We start from the raw sequence: 19,143 nt of genomic DNA, 5'->3' as shown, positions 1-19,143 counted from the left end.
ACGTCCTGTCGAGCTGCACGTCAGGTGCGACCTACCGCGAGGCCGTCGATCTGGACGAGTTTGCCGGTTGAGACCGTCTTGAAGGTCAGCGTGCCGCTGAAGAGTGTGCTCTGCACCGGCAGCCCGAGGACGACCTGGTAGTGGGTCGTCGGATAGGCGAGGTTGACGGTGGTCAGAAGCCGGTTGCCGGCGTACACCGCGACCGATCCACAGGTGGGGCAGCGGGTCGCGATCAGGAAGAACCGCTTGCCCTGCACCGTCCGCGTCAGCGCCTTCCCGGACGCCGTGGTCTGCGTGTCAGTCCCGAAGTAGAACTTCGAGGACGCACCCCGCGCCCACCCGGTCGTTGCCATCGTCATCGACCGGTCATCCAACGGCCGCGAGAAACACCGCTCCGCACTCCAGTCCCCGATATTCCCGAACTTGTCCTTCGCCCGCACCGACACGCAGTACTCGTTCCCGGCCGCGACCGCGAGACTCATCGAGGTCGTGGTGGTGTTCGTCCACGGCTGGACGTAGGCGCTGTACGGCCCCGCGAACGACGCCCGCCGATACCGAACGTCGTACGACGCCACGCCGGACGCATCCGTAGCCGACACCGTGATGTTCGCCGTCGCCGCAACGGATGACTGGTAGTTCGGCCCGGTCACCCGAGCCACCGGCACGGTCGCGTCGGCGACCAGAGTCCGGTACGCCGTCGTCACCCGCCCGTCGGGCTCGGTGGCGGTGATCCGGACAAGGTTCTCTCCAGTGGCCAGGCCGCTGACCTGATACGGCGACGTGCACGGCGTCGCCGGTGTGTACGTGGACGAGCAGGTGTACGTCGTACCGGGGAGCAATGCCGAACCGTCGAACGCGACCGAGGCCGAGGTGCCGACGGCGGCCGGCGTCGGCGCGATCGTGACACCGAGCCGCTGCCAGGCGAGGTCGAGCTCGCCGCGGAGCAGCGAGTTGAGCGGCTGGGCCTGTGGCTCGAGACCCGGCTGCTCGCTGTCCAGGCGGACCAGCTGGCCGGCGGCGGTCGTCGCGTACAGCACGCGGCCGTCCGGGTTCCAGCTGAGTGAGCGTACCGAGGCGTTCAGCGGCCGGCTGGTTGTCACTTTGTCCGACCCGAAGCCGACGTACTTCACGGTGTACCCGTCCCCGTAGGCGACCGTACGCCCGTCGGGCGACACGCGGACCGGCATCCCGTCCGCGGCGGCGGCCGGAACGGGCAGGGTCGCGACCCGCGCGCCGCCGGCAGCGGCCTCCACCCGGGCGAACCGGTCGGCGCCGTCGAACCGGCGGTCGACCACCACGAGGGTCCTCGCATCAGGCGTCCAGCTCGGGCTGCTGAGGTCACACGCGACCTTCTCCGGCGTGCCACCGGAGGATGCGATCACATACACACACGGCGTCCCGTTCTCGGATGCCTGGAACGCGATCCGGGTGCCGTCCGGTGACCAGGACAGGTGCGTGAGCGCTGCCGGCGGTGTCCACAGCTGCACCGGGGTGCCGACTCCGGCCGGCTCGACGCGTTGCGTCCACAGAGCCATGCCGGAACCGGCCGTCACGAAGGCGAGCGTCCGCCCGTCCGGCGACGCGGCGACAGCCGCCCGCGGAAGTGGGTTGTCCAGATCCTGCGGTACGGCGTATCCGCCGAGGCCGGCCGCCATCAGTTCGGTCTTGACGCCGTCGGTGAGAGCGATCTGCTGGGTCGGCCGGGGCAGGGCAGTGCGCGGGCCGACCGGTCCCTCGCCGAGCTCGCTGACGATGGACAGCGCGTACTCGGTACCTGCTGCGGGCTCGAGTTCCGCCCATGACGTGGTGGTGTGGGTGGCGTCCTCGTCGACCCATTTCGTGGTCTCGACGCCGCCGACGTACCGGTGGACGAAGTACCCCTTCACCGCGGTGCCACCGGCGGTCTTCCAGGACGGCCAGTAGAGCGTGACGCCCCGGTACGTGCTCGCCAGCGCCGGCATCCCCGGATCTGGCGGTAGCGAAGTACCGGTGCCGGTCATCAGCACCTGATGCGACTGCGATGCGGTGGGGTCGAGGATGGTCAGTCTGGCCCCGAAGTCGCCACTGCGGACCGGTGCGAACGTGAGGGTCAGCCGGCATGATGCGCCGGCGGCAAGGTCCGGATCGCAATCGCGCGTGATCGTCCACGGATTCGTGGCGTTCAGCGTCATGTTGCCGAAGTGGATCGGCTCGGTGCCGGTGTTCTTCAGCGTCAGGGTCAGGGCTTTGGAGGTACCGACCGGTACCCGGCCGGCGTCGAGCGTCTTCGGTGTGAGGACCAGCGTCTGGTAGTCGACCGCACTCCGGTAGCGGATCTCGTACCAGGCAACCGATTCCGCGCCGGAGCAGGTGCCCGCAGCGAGTGAGGCAGCGAGGGTCTCGAGCTGCCCGTCGGCGGTGTACGTGACAGCCGAGACGCGGAACGTGGCGGCGGACTCACAGCTGCGTTCGCCCTGGGTCAGCGTGACGGCGTTCAGCGCGGGCAGGTTGTAGTACCCCGGGCCGGCGAAGTACGCCGGAATCCTGAGTTTGAGCGACCCGGCGGACAGCGTCCGGGAGCCATCCGCGGCGGCGGATGCGGTCACCGGACCGCCAGTCTCGTCCTGGAGCCACGTCACCTCACCGGCGTGGCCGGCATCGAGGGCGAGTACGTCGATGTCACCCGTCGCCGGGGTTTCGGTGGGGCGGCTGGCGTGGACCTCGGGGCTGGTGGCGGACTCGGCATCGGAGCTGGCGACGACCCGGTAGTCGGCGGCGGCGCCCGCCGCGATGGTGTCGTCGACCCAGGTCGTCGTACCGGTGAGGGGACCGCTCGCGTCCTGCCAGTCGGTGGCTGTCTTGCGTTCGACGCGGTACGACGTGGCATCGGTGGTGTCCCAGGTGACGCCGATGCCGGTGCGGGTCGGGAAGACCTGGGCGGTAGGGGCGGTGACGGCCTCTTCGCCGAAGGCGGCGTGGGCGATGAAGGGGATGGTGATGGCCGCGAGAGCGGCGGCCAGGGCGGTGCGGAAGAGGGCAGGGCGGGACAGGGCGGGCATGCGGGCGCGGCGCATCAAATCTCCAGGCAGGGGATTCCGGCGCGCCCCGAGACACACCGACGAGAAAGGAAAGAGATATCGCGATTGCGGTCTTCACCGCAACCCGGCTGCAGCTTCGTGCAATCAGGCGGCGAGGCGGGCCTCGGCGAGGCGGGTGTGGAGGGCGAGCATGTGGTGGATGCAGGAGTTCCAGTCGTAGAGCTCGGCGCGGCGGCGGGCGGCGGCTCGGCGGCCGGGGAGCTCGGCCAGCTGGAGGACGGCGTCCGCCAGGGCGGCTGGGTTGGCGGGGGCCCAGCGGCCGCAGGTTTCGTCGACCAGTTCGCGGCCGCCGCCGGTGTTCGCCGTCACGACCGGCGTACCCGCGGCGAGTGCCTCCAGGACGGCCAGGCCGAAGGTCTCGCCGGGGCAGACGGACAAGGCGATGTCTGCTTCGGCGAGGTGACGGGCGAGGGTACGGCGGCCGTCGACGTACCCGTGGAAGGTGATCGGCCCGGATCCGGCGATCGCAACCAGCTCGTCGAGGTGCGGGCCCGTGCCGTAGACGTCCATCCGCATCCGGACCCCGCGGCGGTACAGCTCCGCGGCGGTGGCGACGGCCAGGTGGGGGCTCTTCTCGCGAGACAACCGGCCGGCGTGCACCAGCTTGAGTACGCCGTCGTCCGCCGGCTCGGCGAGTGACGGGTGGAAGGTGTCGAGGTCGACCCCGAGCGGGATCCGGACGAGCGGGGTGGTCACCTCGTCGAACTCGGCCGCGGCGTACCGCGAGGTCACCACGACCGCGTCGTACGTGCGGCTGAGGAGCTTGTAGAGCGCGCCGACGCCGGCCGCCACGCCGAGCTGGCGGCCGGTGCGGAGGGAGAGCATCGCGTCGAGGCGTTCGTGGCTGAACAGGATCGAGCCGATGTCGTTCTTGCGGGCCCAGCGGGCGACCGGCAGGAGCGTCGACTTGTCCGAGATCTCCACGGTGGTCGGCCGGAAGCGTTCGAGGGTCTCGATCACCTTCCAGGGGTCGGTGATCAGGCGGTAACCGCCGCCGACCTTCGGGGCCTTCATCCGGACCACGGTGCCGAACTCGGTCTCGATCACGACGTCCCGTTCGCCCGGGGTGATCACGATCCGCTCGGCGCCGGCCTCGACGTACCCCTGACCGACATGCTCGATCGCGGTCCGCATCCCGCCGGACGTCGGGCCGACGAAGTTGGCCAGCTGGGCGATCCGCAACCCATTCATGCGACCCGCCGGAGGGCTGCGGCCTCGCGCAGGACCTCGGCGTAGTGCCGGTCGACCAGATCGTCGACCACCGCCGGCCAGGTCCGGGACTGCACGCGTTCCAGGCCGCTCGCCGCCATCCGGCCGCGGGCCGTCGGGTAGTCGAGCAGGGTTTTGACCGCCTGCCGCAGCGATCCGGGCCGACCCGGATCGAACAGCAGGCCGTTCTCGCCGGGTTTGATCAGGTCGAGCGGGCCGCCCGCGGCCGGGCCGACGGTCGCGACACCGGACGCCTGCGCCTCCTGGATCGTCTGGCAGAACGTCTCGTGTTCGCCCGTGTGCACGAAGACGTCCAGCCCGGCGAAGATCGCGGCCAGGTCGGCACCCCGGCGCATTCCCAGGAAGGTTGCGTCAGGCAAGGAGTTCTCCAGGGAGGCGCGGTCGGGGCCGTCGCCGACGATGACGATCCGGCAGCCCAGGTCGGTCAGCTCGGCGAGCCGGCGGACCTTCTTCTCCGCGGCCAGCCGGCCGACGTACCCGACGATCGGCCCGCCGTCGGGGGCGATCTCCCGGCGCCAGTTCTCGTCGCGGTGCTTGGGATCGAAGAGGTCCAGGTTCACGCCACGGCCCCACAGATGGACCCGGGGTACGCCGCCCTGGACCAGCGCCTCGACCGACGCGGTGGACGGTGCGAGTGTGCGGTCGGCCCGCGAGTGCGTACGCCGTACCCAGCGCCAGATCCCGCGGTCCGCGGCAGCGAACCAGGGGTACTGGCGGGCGAAGCCGGCGATGTCGGTCTGGAAGATCGCGACCGTCGGCAGCCCGAGCTTGCGCGCACTGCGCAGCCCGTACGCGCCGATGATGAACGGCGACGCGAGGTGCACGAGGTCCGGCCTGAACTCGGCCATCGCCCGCTCGATCGAGGGATCGGGCAGACCGACCGGGAACTCCTTGTAGCCGGGGGTCCGGAAGCTGCGGGCCCGGATCACGGGCACGTCCGCGTAGCTGCCGGGTCCGGGGCCGGGGGCAATGATCAGCAGTTCGTGCCCGCGGGCACGCAGCCGATCGGCGACGTGGCGAGCCGTGTTCGCCACGCCGTTGATCTGCGGCAGGAAGGTCTCAGCCACCATCACGATGCGCACACCTCGGAGGTTCCCCAGCGCGCATGAACCCTCGGCGACACTCTCGTGACACGGCGTCGATGCCCTGTCGACGGGTCCGGGGCCGGGGGATGGCCGTCAGGTGACCACGGGGCGGTACTTGGTGAGTCCTGTGCGAACTGGAGACGACGGTCACACGGCGTGCTCGATCTCACCAGGCTGTTGCATACCAGTGGTGGTGTGGTTCGGCCTACGGTTGGAGGATGAGTCATCGGAGTGAGTCGGGGTTCGAGATCGCGCCGGTGTACGGACCCGAGGCGCAGGACGGGTTCGCGCCGGACGAGAAGCTGGGCGAGCCGGGGAAGTTCCCGTACACCCGCGGGGTGTACCCGACGATGTACACCCAGCGGCCCTGGACCATGCGCCAGTACGCCGGCTTCGGGACGGCGGCGGAGTCGAACCAGCGGTACCACCAGCTGATCGACCACGGCACCATGGGCCTGTCGGTCGCGTTCGACCTGCCCACCCAGATGGGGTACGACTCCGACGCGCCGATCGCGCACGGTGAGGTCGGCAAGGTCGGGGTGGCGATCGACTCGATCGACGACATGCGGGTGCTGTTCGACGAGATCCCGCTGGACCAGGTGTCCACCTCGATGACGATCAACGCGCCCGGCTCGGTGCTGTTGCTGCTGTACCAACTGGTCGCCGAGGAGCAGGGGGTGGCCGGTGACAAGCTCACCGGCACGATCCAGAACGACGTACTGAAGGAATATATTGCCCGCGGCACCTACATCTATCCGCCGAAGGAGTCGCTGCGGCTGATCAGCGACATCTTCGCCTACTGCCAGGCGGAACTGCCGCGCTGGAACACGATCTCGATCTCCGGCTACCACATGGCCGAGGCCGGGGCGACGCCCGCGCAGGAGATCGCGTTCACGCTCGCCGACGGGATCGAGTACGTCCGGGCCGCGGTCGCGTCCGGGCTGGACGTGGACGAGTTCGCGCCGCGGTTGTCGTTCTTCTTCGTCGCCCGGACCACGCTGCTCGAGGAGGTGGCGAAGTTCCGCGCCGCGCGGCGGATCTGGGCGCGGGTGATGCGGGATACGTTCGCTGCCAAGAACCCCAAGTCGCTGATGCTGCGGTTCCACACCCAGACCGCCGGCGTGCAGCTGACCGCGCAGCAGCCCGAGATCAATCTCGTCCGGGTCGCGATCCAGGGGCTGGCCGCCGTACTCGGGGGCACGCAGTCCCTGCACACGAACTCGTACGACGAGGCGATCGCGCTGCCGACCGAGAAGGCGGCCCGGCTCGCGCTGCGTACTCAGCAGGTGCTCGCGTACGAGACCGATATCACCGCGACCGTCGACCCCTTCGCCGGTTCGTACGTCGTCGAGTCGCTGACCGACGAGGTCGAGGCGGCCGCGGTCGAGCTGATGGACCAGGTCGAGGAGTACGGCGGTGCCGTCGCCGCGATCGAGAAGGGCTTCCAGAAGCAGGAGATCGAGCGGTCCGCGTACCGCATCGCCCAGGAGATCGACTCGGCCGAGCGGGTCGTCGTCGGGATGAACAAGTTCCGGATCGCCGAGGAGGAGCCGTACGAACCCCTCCGCGTCGACCCCGCCATCGAGGCCCAGCAGGTCGACCGCCTCGCCGCTCTCCGCGCCGACCGCGATCAGTCCGCCGTCGACGAAGCCCTGGCCGCCCTGAAGAAGGCCGCCCAAGGCACCGACAACTGCCTCTACCCCATGAAACAAGCCCTCAAGGCCCGAGCCACCGTAGGCGAAGTCTGCAACACCCTCCGAGACGTCTGGGGCACCTACGTCCCCGCCGACACCTTCTGATCAGACAGTCGCAAGATCCAGGTGGATGTCCGCCTCAGCAGCCAGCGTGGTGAGGTCGCCGGGATCGGACGTGAGGACGAGGTCGCCGTCCCGTGCCAGGAGAATTACGGCTGCGTCAATCACGTCTCGTCCACCGGTGAGCTTCAGGAGTACGCCGGCTCTCCGGCCGAGGCCGTCGTCCAACGGCTCGACCCGGACGCCGTCAAGTAGTTGGGCTATTGGTGCCTGACGGCCGGAGCCTCCACGCCAGACCTGTCCGACCACACCGCCGTGCGTCACCGGCGTACGCCCGGCCAGCAGTTCGGCTTTGAGGAGAGCCATGACTGTCCGGTCGCGACGTTCAACGGCCACGAACGCGCCCGCGTCGAGAATCAGGGTCATGCGGCGCCGTGCGAATGCTTGCCTCGGACAACGGTCGCCCCAGCTCGCGTCGAGCGGACAGCCTCCGCCATCTCTGCCGGCTCGATCTCCCCGTGCTCGGCTTCGTAGGCGGCCAGGAAGCGGTCCAGCCCTCGAAGCCTCCGCTCGTGATCCATCTGCCGGTGCAAAGCCTCGTTCACCCAGGCGCTCACACTGCCAACCCGCCCCGAAGACACAGCAACCCGTGCGGCCTCCACGACCTCTTGGTCAACCGTCACCGAGAGCTTGTTCTTCTCTGTCACACCATCATCCTACTCTTATCCCACCAATATCCACCACGGCTGATCGTGTCGTCAGCCTGCCTGGGCAGCTGCGCGCGGGCAACCGCGCTGAGCTCGTCCTGTGGACAAGTCAATCCAGCAGGGCGGCCGAGGTGAGGATTGTCGTGCCGAGGGAGATGGCTTCTTCGGAGGGGTCGAAGCCGGGGGTGTGGAGGTCGGCGGCGGTTTCCTGGGCGGGTGGGCGGACGCCCAGGCGGGCCATCGCGCCGGGGGTGTCTTCCAGGTACCAGGCGAAGTCCTCGCCGCCGAGGGACTGGTCGGTCGGGGCGATCGCGCCGGAGCCGAGGGTCTGGTGGACGGCGTTGTGGAGGACGTCGATCGCGGTGGCGTCGTTCATCACCGGGGGCACGCCGTGGGTGACCTCGGTGTCGACCTCGACGCCGTACGGCGCGACCAGCTGGGAAGCCAGCGAGGGGATGAGCTCGGCCGCGAGGCGCCAGGCGTTGACGTCGAGGCAGCGGAGGGTGCCTTCGGCCTCGCCGCGGGCGGGGATCGCGTTGGCGGCGGAGCCCGAGGTGATGCGGCCCCAGACGAGGGACATGCCGGCGCGGGGGTCGACACGCCGGGAGAGGGCGGCCGGAAGTTCGGTGACCAGGGTCGCGAGCGCGTAGACGAGATCGCCGGTCAGATGCGGTCGGGACGTATGACCGCCCGGCCCGGTCAGCCGGACCAGGATCCGGTCCGCGGCCGCGGTCAGGGCGCCGACACGCAGGCCGATCTGGCCGACCTGCAGACGCGGATCGCAGTGCAGCCCATAAATACGGCGGACCCCGTCGAGTCCGCCGGCCGCGATGACGCCGAGTGCTCCGCCCGGCATCACTTCCTCCGCGGGCTGGAAGATCAGCCGCACCCGCCGGTCCAGTTGCCCGTCACGCGCCATCCCCGCCAGCGCCAGGCCCGCGCCCAGCAGGGCAGAGGTGTGTACGTCGTGGCCGCACGCGTGTGCGACTCCGTCGATCGTCGACCGCCACGGAGCCTCCACCGCGTCCGGCACCGGCAGCGCGTCGATGTCGGCCCGCAGCGCGACACAGCTGTCGCCGGAGCCGACGTCGCAGATGAGTCCGGTCCCGGTCGGCAGCACCCGCGGCGACAGCCCCGCCTCGACCAGCCTCCGCTCGAGGATCTCCGTCGTACGCACCTCGCGCCAGCCGAGCTCCGGGTGCGCGTGCAGATCCCGCCGTACCTCGACCATCTCCTCGCGCACGGCCTCGACGCGGGCGAGGACGTCGGCGACCAGCAGCTGATGACTCATCCCGCGATTGTGACATCCAGGTACGACGTACTCCGGGAGGTGTCCACGCCGATCACCGACCGCGACGACCACGGACCGTGAACGCAAGCACGGAGCGTGCACACCGTGACGCCCGCTCAGCAGGCGGTGACCAGACCGGAGGAGTTGTCGAAATGTGACGGAACTGCCGGTCACTTTCCGGTATCGAGGCCCTCTTGACGTTCAAAGAAGGTCGGACCGCACCCTATAGTCTGCGGATGCGGCACGTGGGGGAAGGCGTGCCGGGAACAACTCTGGTTGACGAAGGAGACATCCGGTGAAGAAGTACGTGCGGGGTACGGCGATCGTGGGCGTACTGACGCTCGCCGTCGCCGCGTGTGGCAGCAAGCCGACCGAGAGCAGCTCTGGCGGCAGCAGCGCCAACAAGGACTTCAAGGCCTGCATGGTCTCCGACTCGGGTGGCTTCGACGACAAGTCGTTCAACCAGACCTCGTACAAGGGTCTGCAGGACGCCGTCAAGGAGCGCGGCCTGACCGAGGTCAAGGCCGAGTCGAAGTCCGACAACGACTACACGACGAACATGACCGCGATGGTCAACGCCAAGTGCAACGTCATCGTCGCCGTCGGCTTCAAGCTCGAGGACGCCACCGAGGCGGCCGCCAAGGCGAATCCGGACATCAAGTTCGCGATCGTCGACTCGGCGCCGAAGGCACCGATCGCGAACCTGAAGCCGCTGCTGTTCAACACCGCGCAGTCCAGCTTCCAGGCCGGCTACCTGGCCGCTGCGATGACGAAGTCCGGCAAGGTCGGCACGTTCGGCGGTCTGAACATCCCGACCGTGACGATCTTCATGGACGGCTTCGCCGAGGGTGTGCGCTACTACAACCAGCAGAAGGGCAAGAACGTCCAGGTGCTGGGCTGGGACGACGCCAAGCAGAAGGGCTTGTTCACCGGCGACTTCGAGGACAAGGCCAAGGGCCAGAACAACGCGCAGAACCTGATCACCCAGGGCGCCGACGTTCTCTTCCCGGTGGCCGGCCCGTCCGGTCTGGGCGGTCTGCAGGCGGCCAAGGCCAGCAACGGCAAGGTGAACGCGATCTGGGTCGACACCGACGGCTGCGTGAGCGCGGAAGAGTACTGCCCGGTGCTGATGAGCAGCGTCGAGAAGGGCATGGACGTCGCGGTCAAGGACGCGGTCCTCTCGGTCGTCGACAACAAGTTCGACAACACCCAGTTCACCGGAACGCTGCAGAACGGCGGTACGGCGATCGCGCCGTTCCACGACTTCGACAGCAAGGTCCCGGCGGACGTGAAGTCCGAGCTGGACCAGATCAAGGCCGACATCATCAGCGGCAAGATCATGATTCAGTCGAAGGTACAGCCCAAGGCGTCCTGAACCACGGCGCATTCGCGTAGTACGGTGCGAGCCAGGAAGGCAGCAGACCTACGGTCCGCCTTCCTGGCTCGCCGTCTGAAGGGGAGGCTGCCCGCATGCACCTGGAGCTGTCCGGCCTGACCAAGAGCTTCGGCTCGCTGGTCGCCAACGACCACATCGATCTCGTCATCGAACCGGGCGAGATCCATTGCCTGCTCGGTGAGAACGGTGCCGGCAAGAGCACGCTGATGAACATGCTCTACGGGCTGCTGCAGCCCGACTCGGGCGAGATCGTGATCGACGGCGAGAAGGTCCGGATCACCTCGCCGAGCGATGCGATCCAGCACGGGATCGGCATGGTGCACCAGCACTTCATGCTGGTCCCGGTGTTCACCGTCGCCGAGAACATCATGCTCGGCCGGGAGAACACCCACGCCGGCGGCGTCCTGGACCGGAAGAAGGCGCACGCGCTCGTCACCGAGCTGTCCGACCGGTACGGGTTCGAGGTCGACCCCGAGGCGCTGGTCGAGGACATCCCGGTCGGCGTGCAGCAGCGGGTGGAGATCATCAAGGCGCTCGCCAACGAGGCCAGCGTGCTGATCCTGGACGAGCCGACCGCGGTGCTCACCCCGGCCGAGATCGACGAGCTGATCGGCGTGATGCGCCAGCTCAAGGAGAGCGGCACGTCGATCGTCTTCATCACCCACAAGCTCAAAGAGGTGAAGGCGATCGCGGACAAGATCACCGTGATCCGCCGCGGCAAGGTGGTCGGCCAGGCCGAGCCGTCCGAGACCGAGGAGCAACTCGCCGAGCTGATGGTCGGCCGCGCGGTCGATCTGGTGGTCGACAAGGCGCCGGCCCAGCCGCAGGACGTCGTCCTGCGGGTCGAGGGCCTGACCGTGATCGACGAGCGTGGCTTCACCGCGGTCGACGACGTCAGCCTCGAGGTGCGCGCCGGCGAGATCCTCGCTGTGGCCGGTGTCCAGGGCAACGGTCAGACCGAGCTCGCCGAGGCGCTGCTGGGGCTGACCGAGATCGCGGCCGGCAAGATCTCGCTGGACGGCGTGGATCTGACCGGGCGGACGACCAGACAGCGGCTGGACGCCGGGATCGGCTACGTCCCGGAGGACCGCGCACACGACGGCTTCGTCGGCTCGTTCACGGTCGCCGAGAACCTGGTCCTCGACCTGTTCCGCAAGGCACCGTTCGGCAATGGGCTGGCCCTGCGGACGGACGAGATCGCCAGCAACGCGCAGGCCCGGGTGGAAGAGTTCGACATCCGCACCCAGGGCATCGAACTGCCGGTCTCGTCGCTGTCCGGCGGCAACCAGCAGAAGGTGGTGCTGGCCCGCGAGCTGTCCCGGCCGCTGAAGCTGCTGGTCGCGTCGCAGCCGACCCGCGGGGTGGACGTGGGCTCGATCGAGTTCCTGCACGCCCGGATCGTGAAGGAACGCGACAACGGGACCGCCGTCCTGATCGTGTCCACCGAGCTGGACGAGATCGCCTCGCTCACCGACCGGGTCGCGGTGATGTACCGCGGCAAGGTCGTCGGCGTCGTACCGGCCGACACCCCGCGCGACGAACTCGGCCTGATGATGGCCGGCGCCTCCAGGTCCGAGGCGCACGACGTCGCGATCGAGAACCCGACCACGTTGGGAACCATCTAGATGAGCACTGACGCAACCACCGAGCCGGCCCCGCCACCGGCGCCAGCACCGGCCCCCGCCCCGAAGGAGCGGCTCTCCGGCCTGCCGAACTGGGCGGTCCAGGGGCTGGTCTCGCTGAGCGCGATCGTCCTGGCGCTGATCGTCGGCGCCGTGCTGATCATCATCGGTGACGAGGGCGTGAAGGCGGCCGTCGGGTACTTCGGCGCCGCGCCGATGGACACGGTCACCGCGGCCGCGTCCGCGGTCGGCGAGGCCTACAAGGCGCTCGCCGTCGGCGCGCTGGGCGGGATCACCCCGATCAGCGAATCGTTGACCCAGGCAACACCACTGATCTGCGGCGGCCTGGCGGTCTCGCTGGCGTTCCGCACCGGTCTGTTCAACATCGGTGCCCAGGGCCAGCTGATCATGGGCGCGATCCTCGCCGCGTACGTCGGTTTCGCCTGGCATCTGCCGCCCGTCCTGCACCTCATCGTGGCGATCATCGCCGGTCTGCTCGGCGGCGCGCTCTGGGGCGGTGTCGTCGGCCTGCTGAAGGCCCGGACCGGGGCGCACGAGGTGATCGTGACGATCATGCTCAACTACGTCGCGATCTACCTGCTCGCCTGGCTGCTCACCACCACGACCTTCCGGCGACCGGGACGGACCGACCCGATCTCGCCGATCGTCGACCACAACGCGCAGTACCCGCAGTTCGGCGACACCCGGTTGCACGGCGGCTTCATCCTCTCGGTGCTCGCCGCGATCTTCGTCTGGTGGCTGCTCAACCGGTCCACCATTGGCTTCGAACTGCGGGCCGTGGGCTCGAACCCGGACGCCTCCCGGACCGCGGGGATGTCGGTGGGCCGCGCGTACATCGTCGCGATGGTCGTGGCCGGCGCGCTGGCCGGTCTGGCCGGCACCCAGCAGGTGCTGGGCACCGACCTGCCGCTGACCGACGGTGTGGCAGCGTCGATCGGATTCGATGCGATCACGGTCGCGCTGCTCGGTCGCGGTACGCCGGTCGGCACCGTGCTGGCCGGTCTGCTCTTCGGCGCGCTGAACGCGGGCGGTCTGCAGATGCAGCTGATCACGCAGACCCCGCTGACCCTGACCACGGTGCTGCAGGCCGTGATCGTGCTGTTCGTCGCGGCTCCGGCGCTGGTGCGCTCGATCTTCCGGTTCCTGCCGAAGGAACGCGGAACGGGGCCCGTCCTCGCGAAAGGCTGGAACGGATGACCGAGACGACACCCGACGCCGTACCGGCGGCGCCGGCCAAGCCTCAGGTCATCGAGGCGCCGGCCGAACGAACCCGGCGGTTGCGCGTCGGGGGCCTGATGGTGGTGTTCGCGCTGATCGGGCTCGCCCTGGCGATCTTCACCAAGGGCGGCAAGGCGACGTTCCAGCTGACCTCCGGCGACCTGCAGCACAACCTGCTCGGCATTCCCGCCCAGTTCGCCGCGCTGGTGCTCGGCATCCTCGGTGTGATCGCCGCCGGCGCGTACCTGCTGCGCCGCGTCCCGCAGTCGTACTCCGGCTACCTGGCCGCCCTGCTCGGGATCTGCTTCATCGGCTCGTTCCTGTGCTGGGCCGCCGCGGGCAAGACGTTCCCGCTGGCCAACCAGTTCCAGGGCACCTTGAACTTCGCGACCCCGCTGATCCTCGGCGCGCTCAGCGGTGTGCTGTGCGAGCGGTCCGGTGTCATCAACATCGCCATCGAGGGCCAGTTCCTGGTCGGCGCGTTCACGGCCGCGGTGGTCTCGAGTACGACGAACAGCGCCGCGCTGGCGTTGATCGCGGCGGCCGTGACCGGCGTGGTGATGGCCTGGCTGCTCGCGGTGTTCTCGATCAAGTACCTGGTCAACCAGGTCGTGCTCGGCGTCGTCCTGGTCGTGTTCGCGACCGGTATCACCGGCTATCTGTTCGACCAGTTCCTGCAGTCGAACGCGGAGAAGCTGAACACGCCGACCGTGCTGTCCGCGATCAAGATCCCCGGTCTGGGCGACATCCCCTTCATCGGGCCGATCCTGTTCAACCAGACGATCCTGGTCTACCTGACCTACCTCGCGGTCGCGGTGGTCACCTTCGTGCTGTTCCAGACCCGGTGGGGCCTGCGGGTCCGTGCGGTCGGCGAGCACCCGAAGGCGGCCGACACGGTCGGCATCAAGGTCAAGCGCGTCCGGTACTCCGCGGTCCTCTGGGGCGGTGTGCTGGCCGGGCTCGGCGGTGCGTTCTTCACGGTCGGGTACGCCGGTTCGTTCAGCAAGGAGATGACCGCTGGCAACGGGTTCATTGCGCTGGCCGCTCTGATCATGGGCCGCTGGCACCCGATCGGCGCGATGGTCGCGGCGCTGTTCTTCGGCTTCGCCACCCAGTTGCAGTCCCAGTTGCAGATCATCCAGACCCCGATCCCGGGCGAGCTCCTGCTGATGGCGCCGTACCTCGCGACGATCATCGCGGTCGCCGGCCTGGTCGGCCGCGTCAGAGCCCCGAAGGCGGATGGTGAGCCCTACGTCACCGAATGAGATCGACTGGGAAGCGTTGCGGGCCGTCGCCGTCGAGGTGATGGGCCGCGCCTACGCACCGTACTCCGGGTTCGCGGTAGGGGCCGCGGCGCTGGTCGACGACGGCCGGATTGTTGCCGGGTGCAACGTAGAGAACGCGTCGTACGGGTTGACCCTGTGTGCGGAGTGCGGGTTGGTGTCCGAGCTGCACCGATCCGGGGGTGGGCGGCTGGTCGCGTTCAGCTGTGTGGATCGGCACGGTGATCTGCTGACGCCGTGCGGGCGCTGCCGGCAGTTGCTGCACGAGAACGGTGGGCCCGGCCTCCTGCTCGAGACGCCGGCCGGACCGCGGCCGCTGCGTGAGTTGTTGCCCGACGCGTTCGGGCCGGACGATCTGGAGAACTGATGAGCTTCGACGCTGTCGACGTGATCCGCACCAAGCGGGACCGGGGCGAGCTGAGCGACGGCCAGATCGACTGGGTGATCGACGCGTACACCCACGGCGGTGTCGCGGACGAGCAGATGTCGGCACTGGCGATGGCGATCCTGCTGAACGGGATGAACCGTCGCGAGATCGCCCGCTGGACCGCGGCGATGATCGCGTCCGGCGAGCGGATGGATTTCGGCAAGCTGTCCCGGCCGACCGCCGACAAGCACTCGACCGGCGGTGTCGGCGACAAGATCACGTTGCCATTGGCCCCTTTGGTGGCCGCGTGCGGCGTGGCGGTGCCGCAGCTGTCCGGTCGCGGTCTCGGTCACACCGGCGGCACGCTGGACAAGCTCGAGTCGATCCCCGGCTGGCGGGCGGCGCTCTCGAACGACGAGCTGATGCGCCAGCTGGACGAGGTCGGCGCGGTGATCTGCGCGGCCGGAGACGGTCTCGCGCCCGCCGACAAGAAGCTCTACGCGCTCCGGGACGTGACTGGCACTGTCGAGGCGATCCCGCTGATCGCCAGCTCGATCATGAGCAAGAAGATCGCCGAGGGCACGGGCGCGTTGGTGCTGGACGTGAAAGTCGGCTCCGGCGCGTTCATGAAGGACCTGGCCGACGCGCGGGAGCTCGCCGAGACCATGGTTGCCCTGGGCACCGACGCGGGCGTGAAGACCGTTGCCTTGCTCACCGACATGTCGGTTCCGCTCGGCCTGACCGCCGGGAATGCCCTGGAGGTCCGCGAGTCGGTCGAGGTCCTGGCCGGCGGTGGTCCGGCCGACGTGGTCGAGCTGACCCTGGCCCTGGCCACCGAAATGCTCGCCGCAGCGGGCGTCACCGACGCGGATCCGGCCGAGAAGCTTCGCGACGGTACGGCGATGGACGTCTGGCGCACGATGATCGCGGCCCAGGGCGGCGACCCGTCCGCCGAACTCCCGGTCGCCCCCGAGCAGCACGTCGTACCGGCTCCTGCCTCCGGAGTGCTCTCGAAGCTGGACGCGCTCGCGGTCGGCGTCGCGGCCTGGCGCCTTGGCGCCGGCCGGGCTCGCAAGGAGGACCCGGTATCCGCCGTCGCCGGCGTCGAGTTGCACGCCAAGCCGGGCGACGAGGTCCGGGAGGGGCAGCCGTTGCTCACCCTGCACGCGGATGACCCGGCCCGCTTCGAGCGAGCCCTGGAGGCGTTGACCGATGCCGTCGAGGTGTCAACGGCGTACGAGCACGGGCCGCTGGTGATCGAGCGGATCGGCTGAGCTCAGCTCGAGGTCGCCGTGAGGCGGGCGCGCTGCTCCTTGGCGAGGCTCGTGAGCAGGCCGGTGTCCGGCCGGAGGTCGGTGCCGAGGGCACCGGTCTGCTGGACGCTGAGTTCGGCGACCAGGGCGCCGACGACGAAGCTGACCTCGGCGATGGCCACGGACTGGTTGAGACCGCCGTCGTACGCGACCCGGGCGTCGCTGAGCGCGTTCGGTACGTCGAACGAGCGCTCGTGGGTCTCCTGGCTCCAGAAGCCTCGCTGCAGGACTCTCGCCTTGGCCACGGAGCCGGTCTTGAACAGTTGCAGGGTGAACCGCTTCTTCTTGTCCGGGCTGAGCCGGGTCGCGCGGTAGCCCTCGGTGAAGGCAGCGTTGAGCAGCAGCGCCCGGTCGGTCGCGGGCTCGGCGGACCAGCTGGCCAGGAAGGCGGTCGCGGTGAACGGGCCGGTGGAGTTCTGGGTGTCGTCGACGTATCCGCGGGGCAGCACGACCAGGCCGGCGAGGGCGCTCTTCGGCTTCTTGTCCGCCGGCGCGGCCAGGGCCGACTTCTTCGCGGTGGGAGTCTGCAGGCTGCCGCCCGTGGCGCCGGTGTCGTTCCCACAGGCCGTCGCGCCGAGCAAGAGCGCGGCCACTACAGCGGCGATTCCTGGCGCAGTCCGCGTCACGGTCCCTCTCCGTCCGGCTACTCGCCCCGAGGACAACAGCTGGTTGCGAGCCAGATGCCATCAGAGCAAGGTGAACACCAGGAGAACGATCCGGAATCAGCCCGACCGGGCTTGCGTGACAAGCGTCTCTATCCGGCGGCGGGCGGCCTTGGGATGCAGGGGTTCGCAGCCGGCCTCGACGCAGCGGCGGACCACCTGCGGATCGTCGCGGAGCAGCAGCAGACCGCGCCGGAGCAGCGTCAGCGGCGGCTTGCGGTGTTCGCGCAGGTCGCGCTGGAACCGCCGGACGAAGGTGACCAGGCGGTGGTGCCGGACGCAGATGGCGGCGGCGAGCAGGCCGCGCTCGCGCAGCGCACCGGTGATCTGGTCGGCGAAGATGCCCTCGGCAACGATCAGCGGGGATCCCGCGGTGGTGACCGGCCGGTGACCGACCGTGCCGTCGGCGGCGATGTCGTAGATCGGCAGCTCCGCGGTGCCCGTCGTACACAGTTGCTCGAGCGCGGCGACGGCGCGGTCACCGTCCCACGAGCGCGGGTCGTCCCAGTCCACGATGCCGAGCGGTGAGCGCGGCATCGCCTCGTCGTCGCCGTCGCGGTAGAAGTCGTCCAGCCGGACCACGGGCAGGGCCACCTGCTCGGCCAGCCGGGACTTCCCCGCCCCCGACGGCCCGGCCAGCAGCACCACCCGTGAACTCACCGGAGCATTCTGACACTCGCCCCGGCTACTGGTGGTACGGCGCCGACAGCAACGGCCGGGTGTTCGTCAGGACCTGCTCGTACAGGGCCCGAACCTCGGCGGCCTGGGCGTCCGTCATGACCGAGGGCTCGGGCTTGCCGACCGGGACGTGCCAGGTCGGCGGGGCGTCCGCACCGGACAGCGCCCAGGCGGCCTGCCGGGCGGCGCCCAAGGCGACGTACTCGGCCGGCTCAGGGAGCGTGACCTCCGCTCCGAGCAGCGCCGGAGCGAGCGCTTGAACGGCACGTGACTTGGCTGCCCCGCCGAGCATGAGGACCCGCTGGACGGGCAGGCCCTGCGCGCGGAGCGCGTCGACGGCGTCGGCGAGACCGCAGAGCAGACCTTCGACGGCAGCGCGGGCCATCGTTGCGGGTTGCATCGTGGCGCGGGTGAGGCCGTAGATCAGGCCGGTCGAGTGGGGCAGGTCAGGTGTGCGCTCACCGTCGAGGTAGGGCAGCAGGACCAGACCGTTGCTCCCGGGGGAGGCTAGGGCGGCGTCGTTGAAGGCATCGAGGTCGAGGCCGAGAAGCTCCGCGGTGGCGGACAGCACCCGGGCGGCGTTCAGGGTGCAGACCAGCGGCAGGTACTCGCCGGTGGCGTCGGCGAAGCCGGCCACCAGGCCGGTCGGGTCGGCGGTCGGGTGCGCCGACCGGGCGAACGCCGTACCACTGGTGCCGAGGGAGACGGCCACGTCACCAGGCTGCAGATCGAGGCCGAGGGCGGCGGCCGCGTTGTCTCCGGTGCCCGCCGCGATGGCCGCACCGAAAGCGGTCCGGCCGACGATCTCGGCGGGGCCGGCGACGCGCGGCAGGGCGAGCTGCCTGCCGAAGGCGAGCTCGACCAGGTCGGGTCGGTAGCTGTTCGTGGCCGGGGACCACCAGCCGGTCCCGGACGCGTCGCCACGGTCGGTGGTGATGCCCTCGATACCGTGCCGGTCTGCCGCCAGGCGCTGCGTCATCCAGTCGTGCGGCAGGACGACGGCCGCCGCCCGGGCGGCCGCCTCCTTGTCGCGCACCCAGCGCAGCTTGGTCACCGTGAAGCTCGGCACCGGCACCGAACCGACCGCCTCGGCCCATGCGCCCGGGCCACCGAGCTCGTCGACGAGCTCGACCGTCGCGTCCGCCGAGCTGGTGTCGTTCCACAACACCGCCGGGTGGACGACCTCGCCGGCCTCGTCCAGCAGGACCATGCCGTGCTGCTGGCCGCCGACCGAGATCGCCTCGACTCCGTCGAGCAGCCCGTCGGACGCGATCTCCCACGCCTTCCACCACTCGGCCGGATCCACCTGGGTCCCGTCCGGGTGCGGTGCCCGGCCTTCCCGCAGTACGGCTCCGGTCTCGGCATCGCATACGACGACCTTGGTCGCCTGGGTGGAGCAGTCCACACCGGCCACCAGTCTCTGCTCAGTCATGGCTCCC

The 19,143-nt window shown here is 69.6% G+C and carries 16 protein-coding genes; 7 read left to right on the top strand and 9 right to left on the bottom strand.

Annotation, left to right across the window (positions count from 1 at the left end):
* Window positions 1-20 precede the first annotated feature (20 nt).
* From OG876_RS06455 to OG876_RS06445, 3 genes are all read right to left on the bottom strand, one after another.
* Window positions 21-3,053 carry a choice-of-anchor D domain-containing protein gene (locus tag OG876_RS06455; RefSeq protein ID WP_328523850.1) on the bottom strand — a complete coding sequence of 1,011 codons (3,033 nt, stop codon included), beginning with the start codon at window positions 3,051-3,053 and terminating at the stop codon, window positions 21-23.
* Window positions 3,054-3,161: 108 nt separating this feature from the next.
* Window positions 3,162-4,268, bottom strand: coding sequence for a glycosyltransferase (locus tag OG876_RS06450; RefSeq protein WP_328523849.1), 1,107 nt, complete (start codon window positions 4,266-4,268; stop codon window positions 3,162-3,164).
* A complete protein-coding gene (locus OG876_RS06445; protein ID WP_328523848.1) occupies window positions 4,265-5,377 on the bottom strand; it encodes a glycosyltransferase family 4 protein in 1,113 nt (370 codons plus the stop codon). Before OG876_RS06445 ends, OG876_RS06450 begins: the two co-directional genes overlap by 4 nt.
* A gap of 233 nt (window positions 5,378-5,610) precedes the next feature.
* Between OG876_RS06445 and OG876_RS06440 the strand changes: the two genes are divergently transcribed.
* Window positions 5,611-7,191, top strand: coding sequence for an acyl-CoA mutase large subunit family protein (locus tag OG876_RS06440; RefSeq protein ID WP_328523847.1), 1,581 nt, complete (start codon window positions 5,611-5,613; stop codon window positions 7,189-7,191).
* Here OG876_RS06440 and OG876_RS06435 read toward each other — a convergent pair whose 3' ends face one another.
* The 3 genes from OG876_RS06435 to OG876_RS06425 form a co-directional block, all read right to left on the bottom strand.
* The gene (locus OG876_RS06435; protein WP_328523846.1) at window positions 7,192-7,572 is read right to left on the bottom strand and encodes a PIN domain nuclease; all 381 of its coding nucleotides are present in this window, start codon (window positions 7,570-7,572) and stop codon (window positions 7,192-7,194) included.
* A complete protein-coding gene (locus OG876_RS06430; RefSeq protein ID WP_328523845.1) occupies window positions 7,569-7,853 on the bottom strand; it encodes a hypothetical protein in 285 nt (94 codons plus the stop codon). The genes OG876_RS06435 and OG876_RS06430 overlap by 4 nt, the downstream gene beginning before the upstream one ends.
* A 109-nt stretch (window positions 7,854-7,962) precedes the next feature.
* Window positions 7,963-9,144 (bottom strand): amidohydrolase, encoded by a 1,182-nt coding sequence (locus OG876_RS06425; protein WP_328523844.1) that lies wholly within the window; start codon window positions 9,142-9,144, stop codon window positions 7,963-7,965.
* Window positions 9,145-9,439: 295 nt separating this feature from the next.
* On the opposite strand from OG876_RS06425, the gene OG876_RS06420 reads away from it, so the two are divergent.
* The 6 genes from OG876_RS06420 (at window position 9,440) to OG876_RS06395 (ending at window position 16,325) form a co-directional block, all read left to right on the top strand.
* A complete protein-coding gene (locus OG876_RS06420) occupies window positions 9,440-10,519 on the top strand; it encodes a BMP family lipoprotein (RefSeq protein WP_328523843.1) in 1,080 nt (359 codons plus the stop codon).
* A 95-nt stretch (window positions 10,520-10,614) separates the two neighbouring features.
* A complete protein-coding gene (locus OG876_RS06415) occupies window positions 10,615-12,165 on the top strand; it encodes an ABC transporter ATP-binding protein (RefSeq protein ID WP_328523842.1) in 1,551 nt (516 codons plus the stop codon).
* The gene (locus OG876_RS06410) at window positions 12,166-13,380 is read left to right on the top strand and encodes an ABC transporter permease (protein WP_328523841.1); all 1,215 of its coding nucleotides are present in this window, start codon (window positions 12,166-12,168) and stop codon (window positions 13,378-13,380) included.
* Window positions 13,377-14,666, top strand: a complete 1,290-nt coding sequence (locus OG876_RS06405) for an ABC transporter permease (protein WP_328523840.1) — start codon at window positions 13,377-13,379, stop codon at window positions 14,664-14,666. The genes OG876_RS06410 and OG876_RS06405 overlap by 4 nt, the downstream gene beginning before the upstream one ends.
* A complete protein-coding gene (locus OG876_RS06400; RefSeq protein WP_328523839.1) occupies window positions 14,641-15,051 on the top strand; it encodes a cytidine deaminase in 411 nt (136 codons plus the stop codon). Before OG876_RS06405 ends, OG876_RS06400 begins: the two co-directional genes overlap by 26 nt.
* Entirely contained in the window at window positions 15,051-16,325 is a 1,275-nt protein-coding gene (locus OG876_RS06395) for a thymidine phosphorylase (RefSeq protein WP_328523838.1), read from the top strand. Before OG876_RS06400 ends, OG876_RS06395 begins: the two co-directional genes overlap by 1 nt.
* Before the next feature lie 2 nt (window positions 16,326-16,327).
* On the opposite strand, the gene OG876_RS06390 is transcribed toward OG876_RS06395, so the two are convergent.
* The 3 genes from OG876_RS06390 to xylB all read right to left on the bottom strand — a co-directional run bounded on the left by OG876_RS06390 (window position 16,328) and on the right by xylB (window position 19,136).
* On the bottom strand, window positions 16,328-16,990 hold the full coding sequence (locus OG876_RS06390; RefSeq protein WP_328523837.1) for a hypothetical protein: 663 nt from the start codon (window positions 16,988-16,990) through the stop codon (window positions 16,328-16,330).
* Between the two features lie 96 nt (window positions 16,991-17,086).
* The gene (locus tag OG876_RS06385; RefSeq protein ID WP_328523836.1) at window positions 17,087-17,686 is read right to left on the bottom strand and encodes a uridine kinase family protein; all 600 of its coding nucleotides are present in this window, start codon (window positions 17,684-17,686) and stop codon (window positions 17,087-17,089) included.
* A gap of 25 nt (window positions 17,687-17,711) precedes the next feature.
* The gene (xylB, locus tag OG876_RS06380) at window positions 17,712-19,136 is read right to left on the bottom strand and encodes a xylulokinase (protein WP_328523835.1); all 1,425 of its coding nucleotides are present in this window, start codon (window positions 19,134-19,136) and stop codon (window positions 17,712-17,714) included.
* Window positions 19,137-19,143 lie beyond the last annotated feature (7 nt).

Source organism: Kribbella sp. NBC_00359 (genome assembly GCF_036097425.1).
Lineage (GTDB): Bacteria > Actinomycetota > Actinomycetes > Propionibacteriales > Kribbellaceae > Kribbella.
Note: the sequence above shows the minus strand (reverse complement) of the source record. Positions and strands in the feature narration are given on the sequence as shown.

Excerpts from the sequence above, each read along its gene's own strand:
- OG876_RS06455 (WP_328523850.1), bottom strand. The coding sequence starts at position 3,053 with ATGCGCCGCGCCCGCATGCCCGCCCTGTCCCGCCCTGCCCTCTTCCGC.
- OG876_RS06450 (WP_328523849.1), bottom strand. The coding sequence starts at position 4,268 with ATGAATGGGTTGCGGATCGCCCAGCTGGCCAACTTCGTCGGCCCGACG.
- OG876_RS06445 (WP_328523848.1), bottom strand. The coding sequence starts at position 5,377 with ATGGTGGCTGAGACCTTCCTGCCGCAGATCAACGGCGTGGCGAACACG.
- OG876_RS06440 (WP_328523847.1), top strand. The coding sequence starts at position 5,611 with ATGAGTCATCGGAGTGAGTCGGGGTTCGAGATCGCGCCGGTGTACGGA.
- OG876_RS06435 (WP_328523846.1), bottom strand. The coding sequence starts at position 7,572 with ATGACCCTGATTCTCGACGCGGGCGCGTTCGTGGCCGTTGAACGTCGC.
- OG876_RS06425 (WP_328523844.1), bottom strand. The coding sequence starts at position 9,144 with ATGAGTCATCAGCTGCTGGTCGCCGACGTCCTCGCCCGCGTCGAGGCC.
- OG876_RS06415 (WP_328523842.1), top strand. The coding sequence starts at position 10,615 with ATGCACCTGGAGCTGTCCGGCCTGACCAAGAGCTTCGGCTCGCTGGTC.
- OG876_RS06410 (WP_328523841.1), top strand. The coding sequence starts at position 12,166 with ATGAGCACTGACGCAACCACCGAGCCGGCCCCGCCACCGGCGCCAGCA.
- OG876_RS06405 (WP_328523840.1), top strand. The coding sequence starts at position 13,377 with ATGACCGAGACGACACCCGACGCCGTACCGGCGGCGCCGGCCAAGCCT.
- OG876_RS06400 (WP_328523839.1), top strand. The coding sequence starts at position 14,641 with ATGGTGAGCCCTACGTCACCGAATGAGATCGACTGGGAAGCGTTGCGG.
- OG876_RS06395 (WP_328523838.1), top strand. The coding sequence starts at position 15,051 with ATGAGCTTCGACGCTGTCGACGTGATCCGCACCAAGCGGGACCGGGGC.
- xylB (WP_328523835.1), bottom strand. The coding sequence starts at position 19,136 with ATGACTGAGCAGAGACTGGTGGCCGGTGTGGACTGCTCCACCCAGGCG.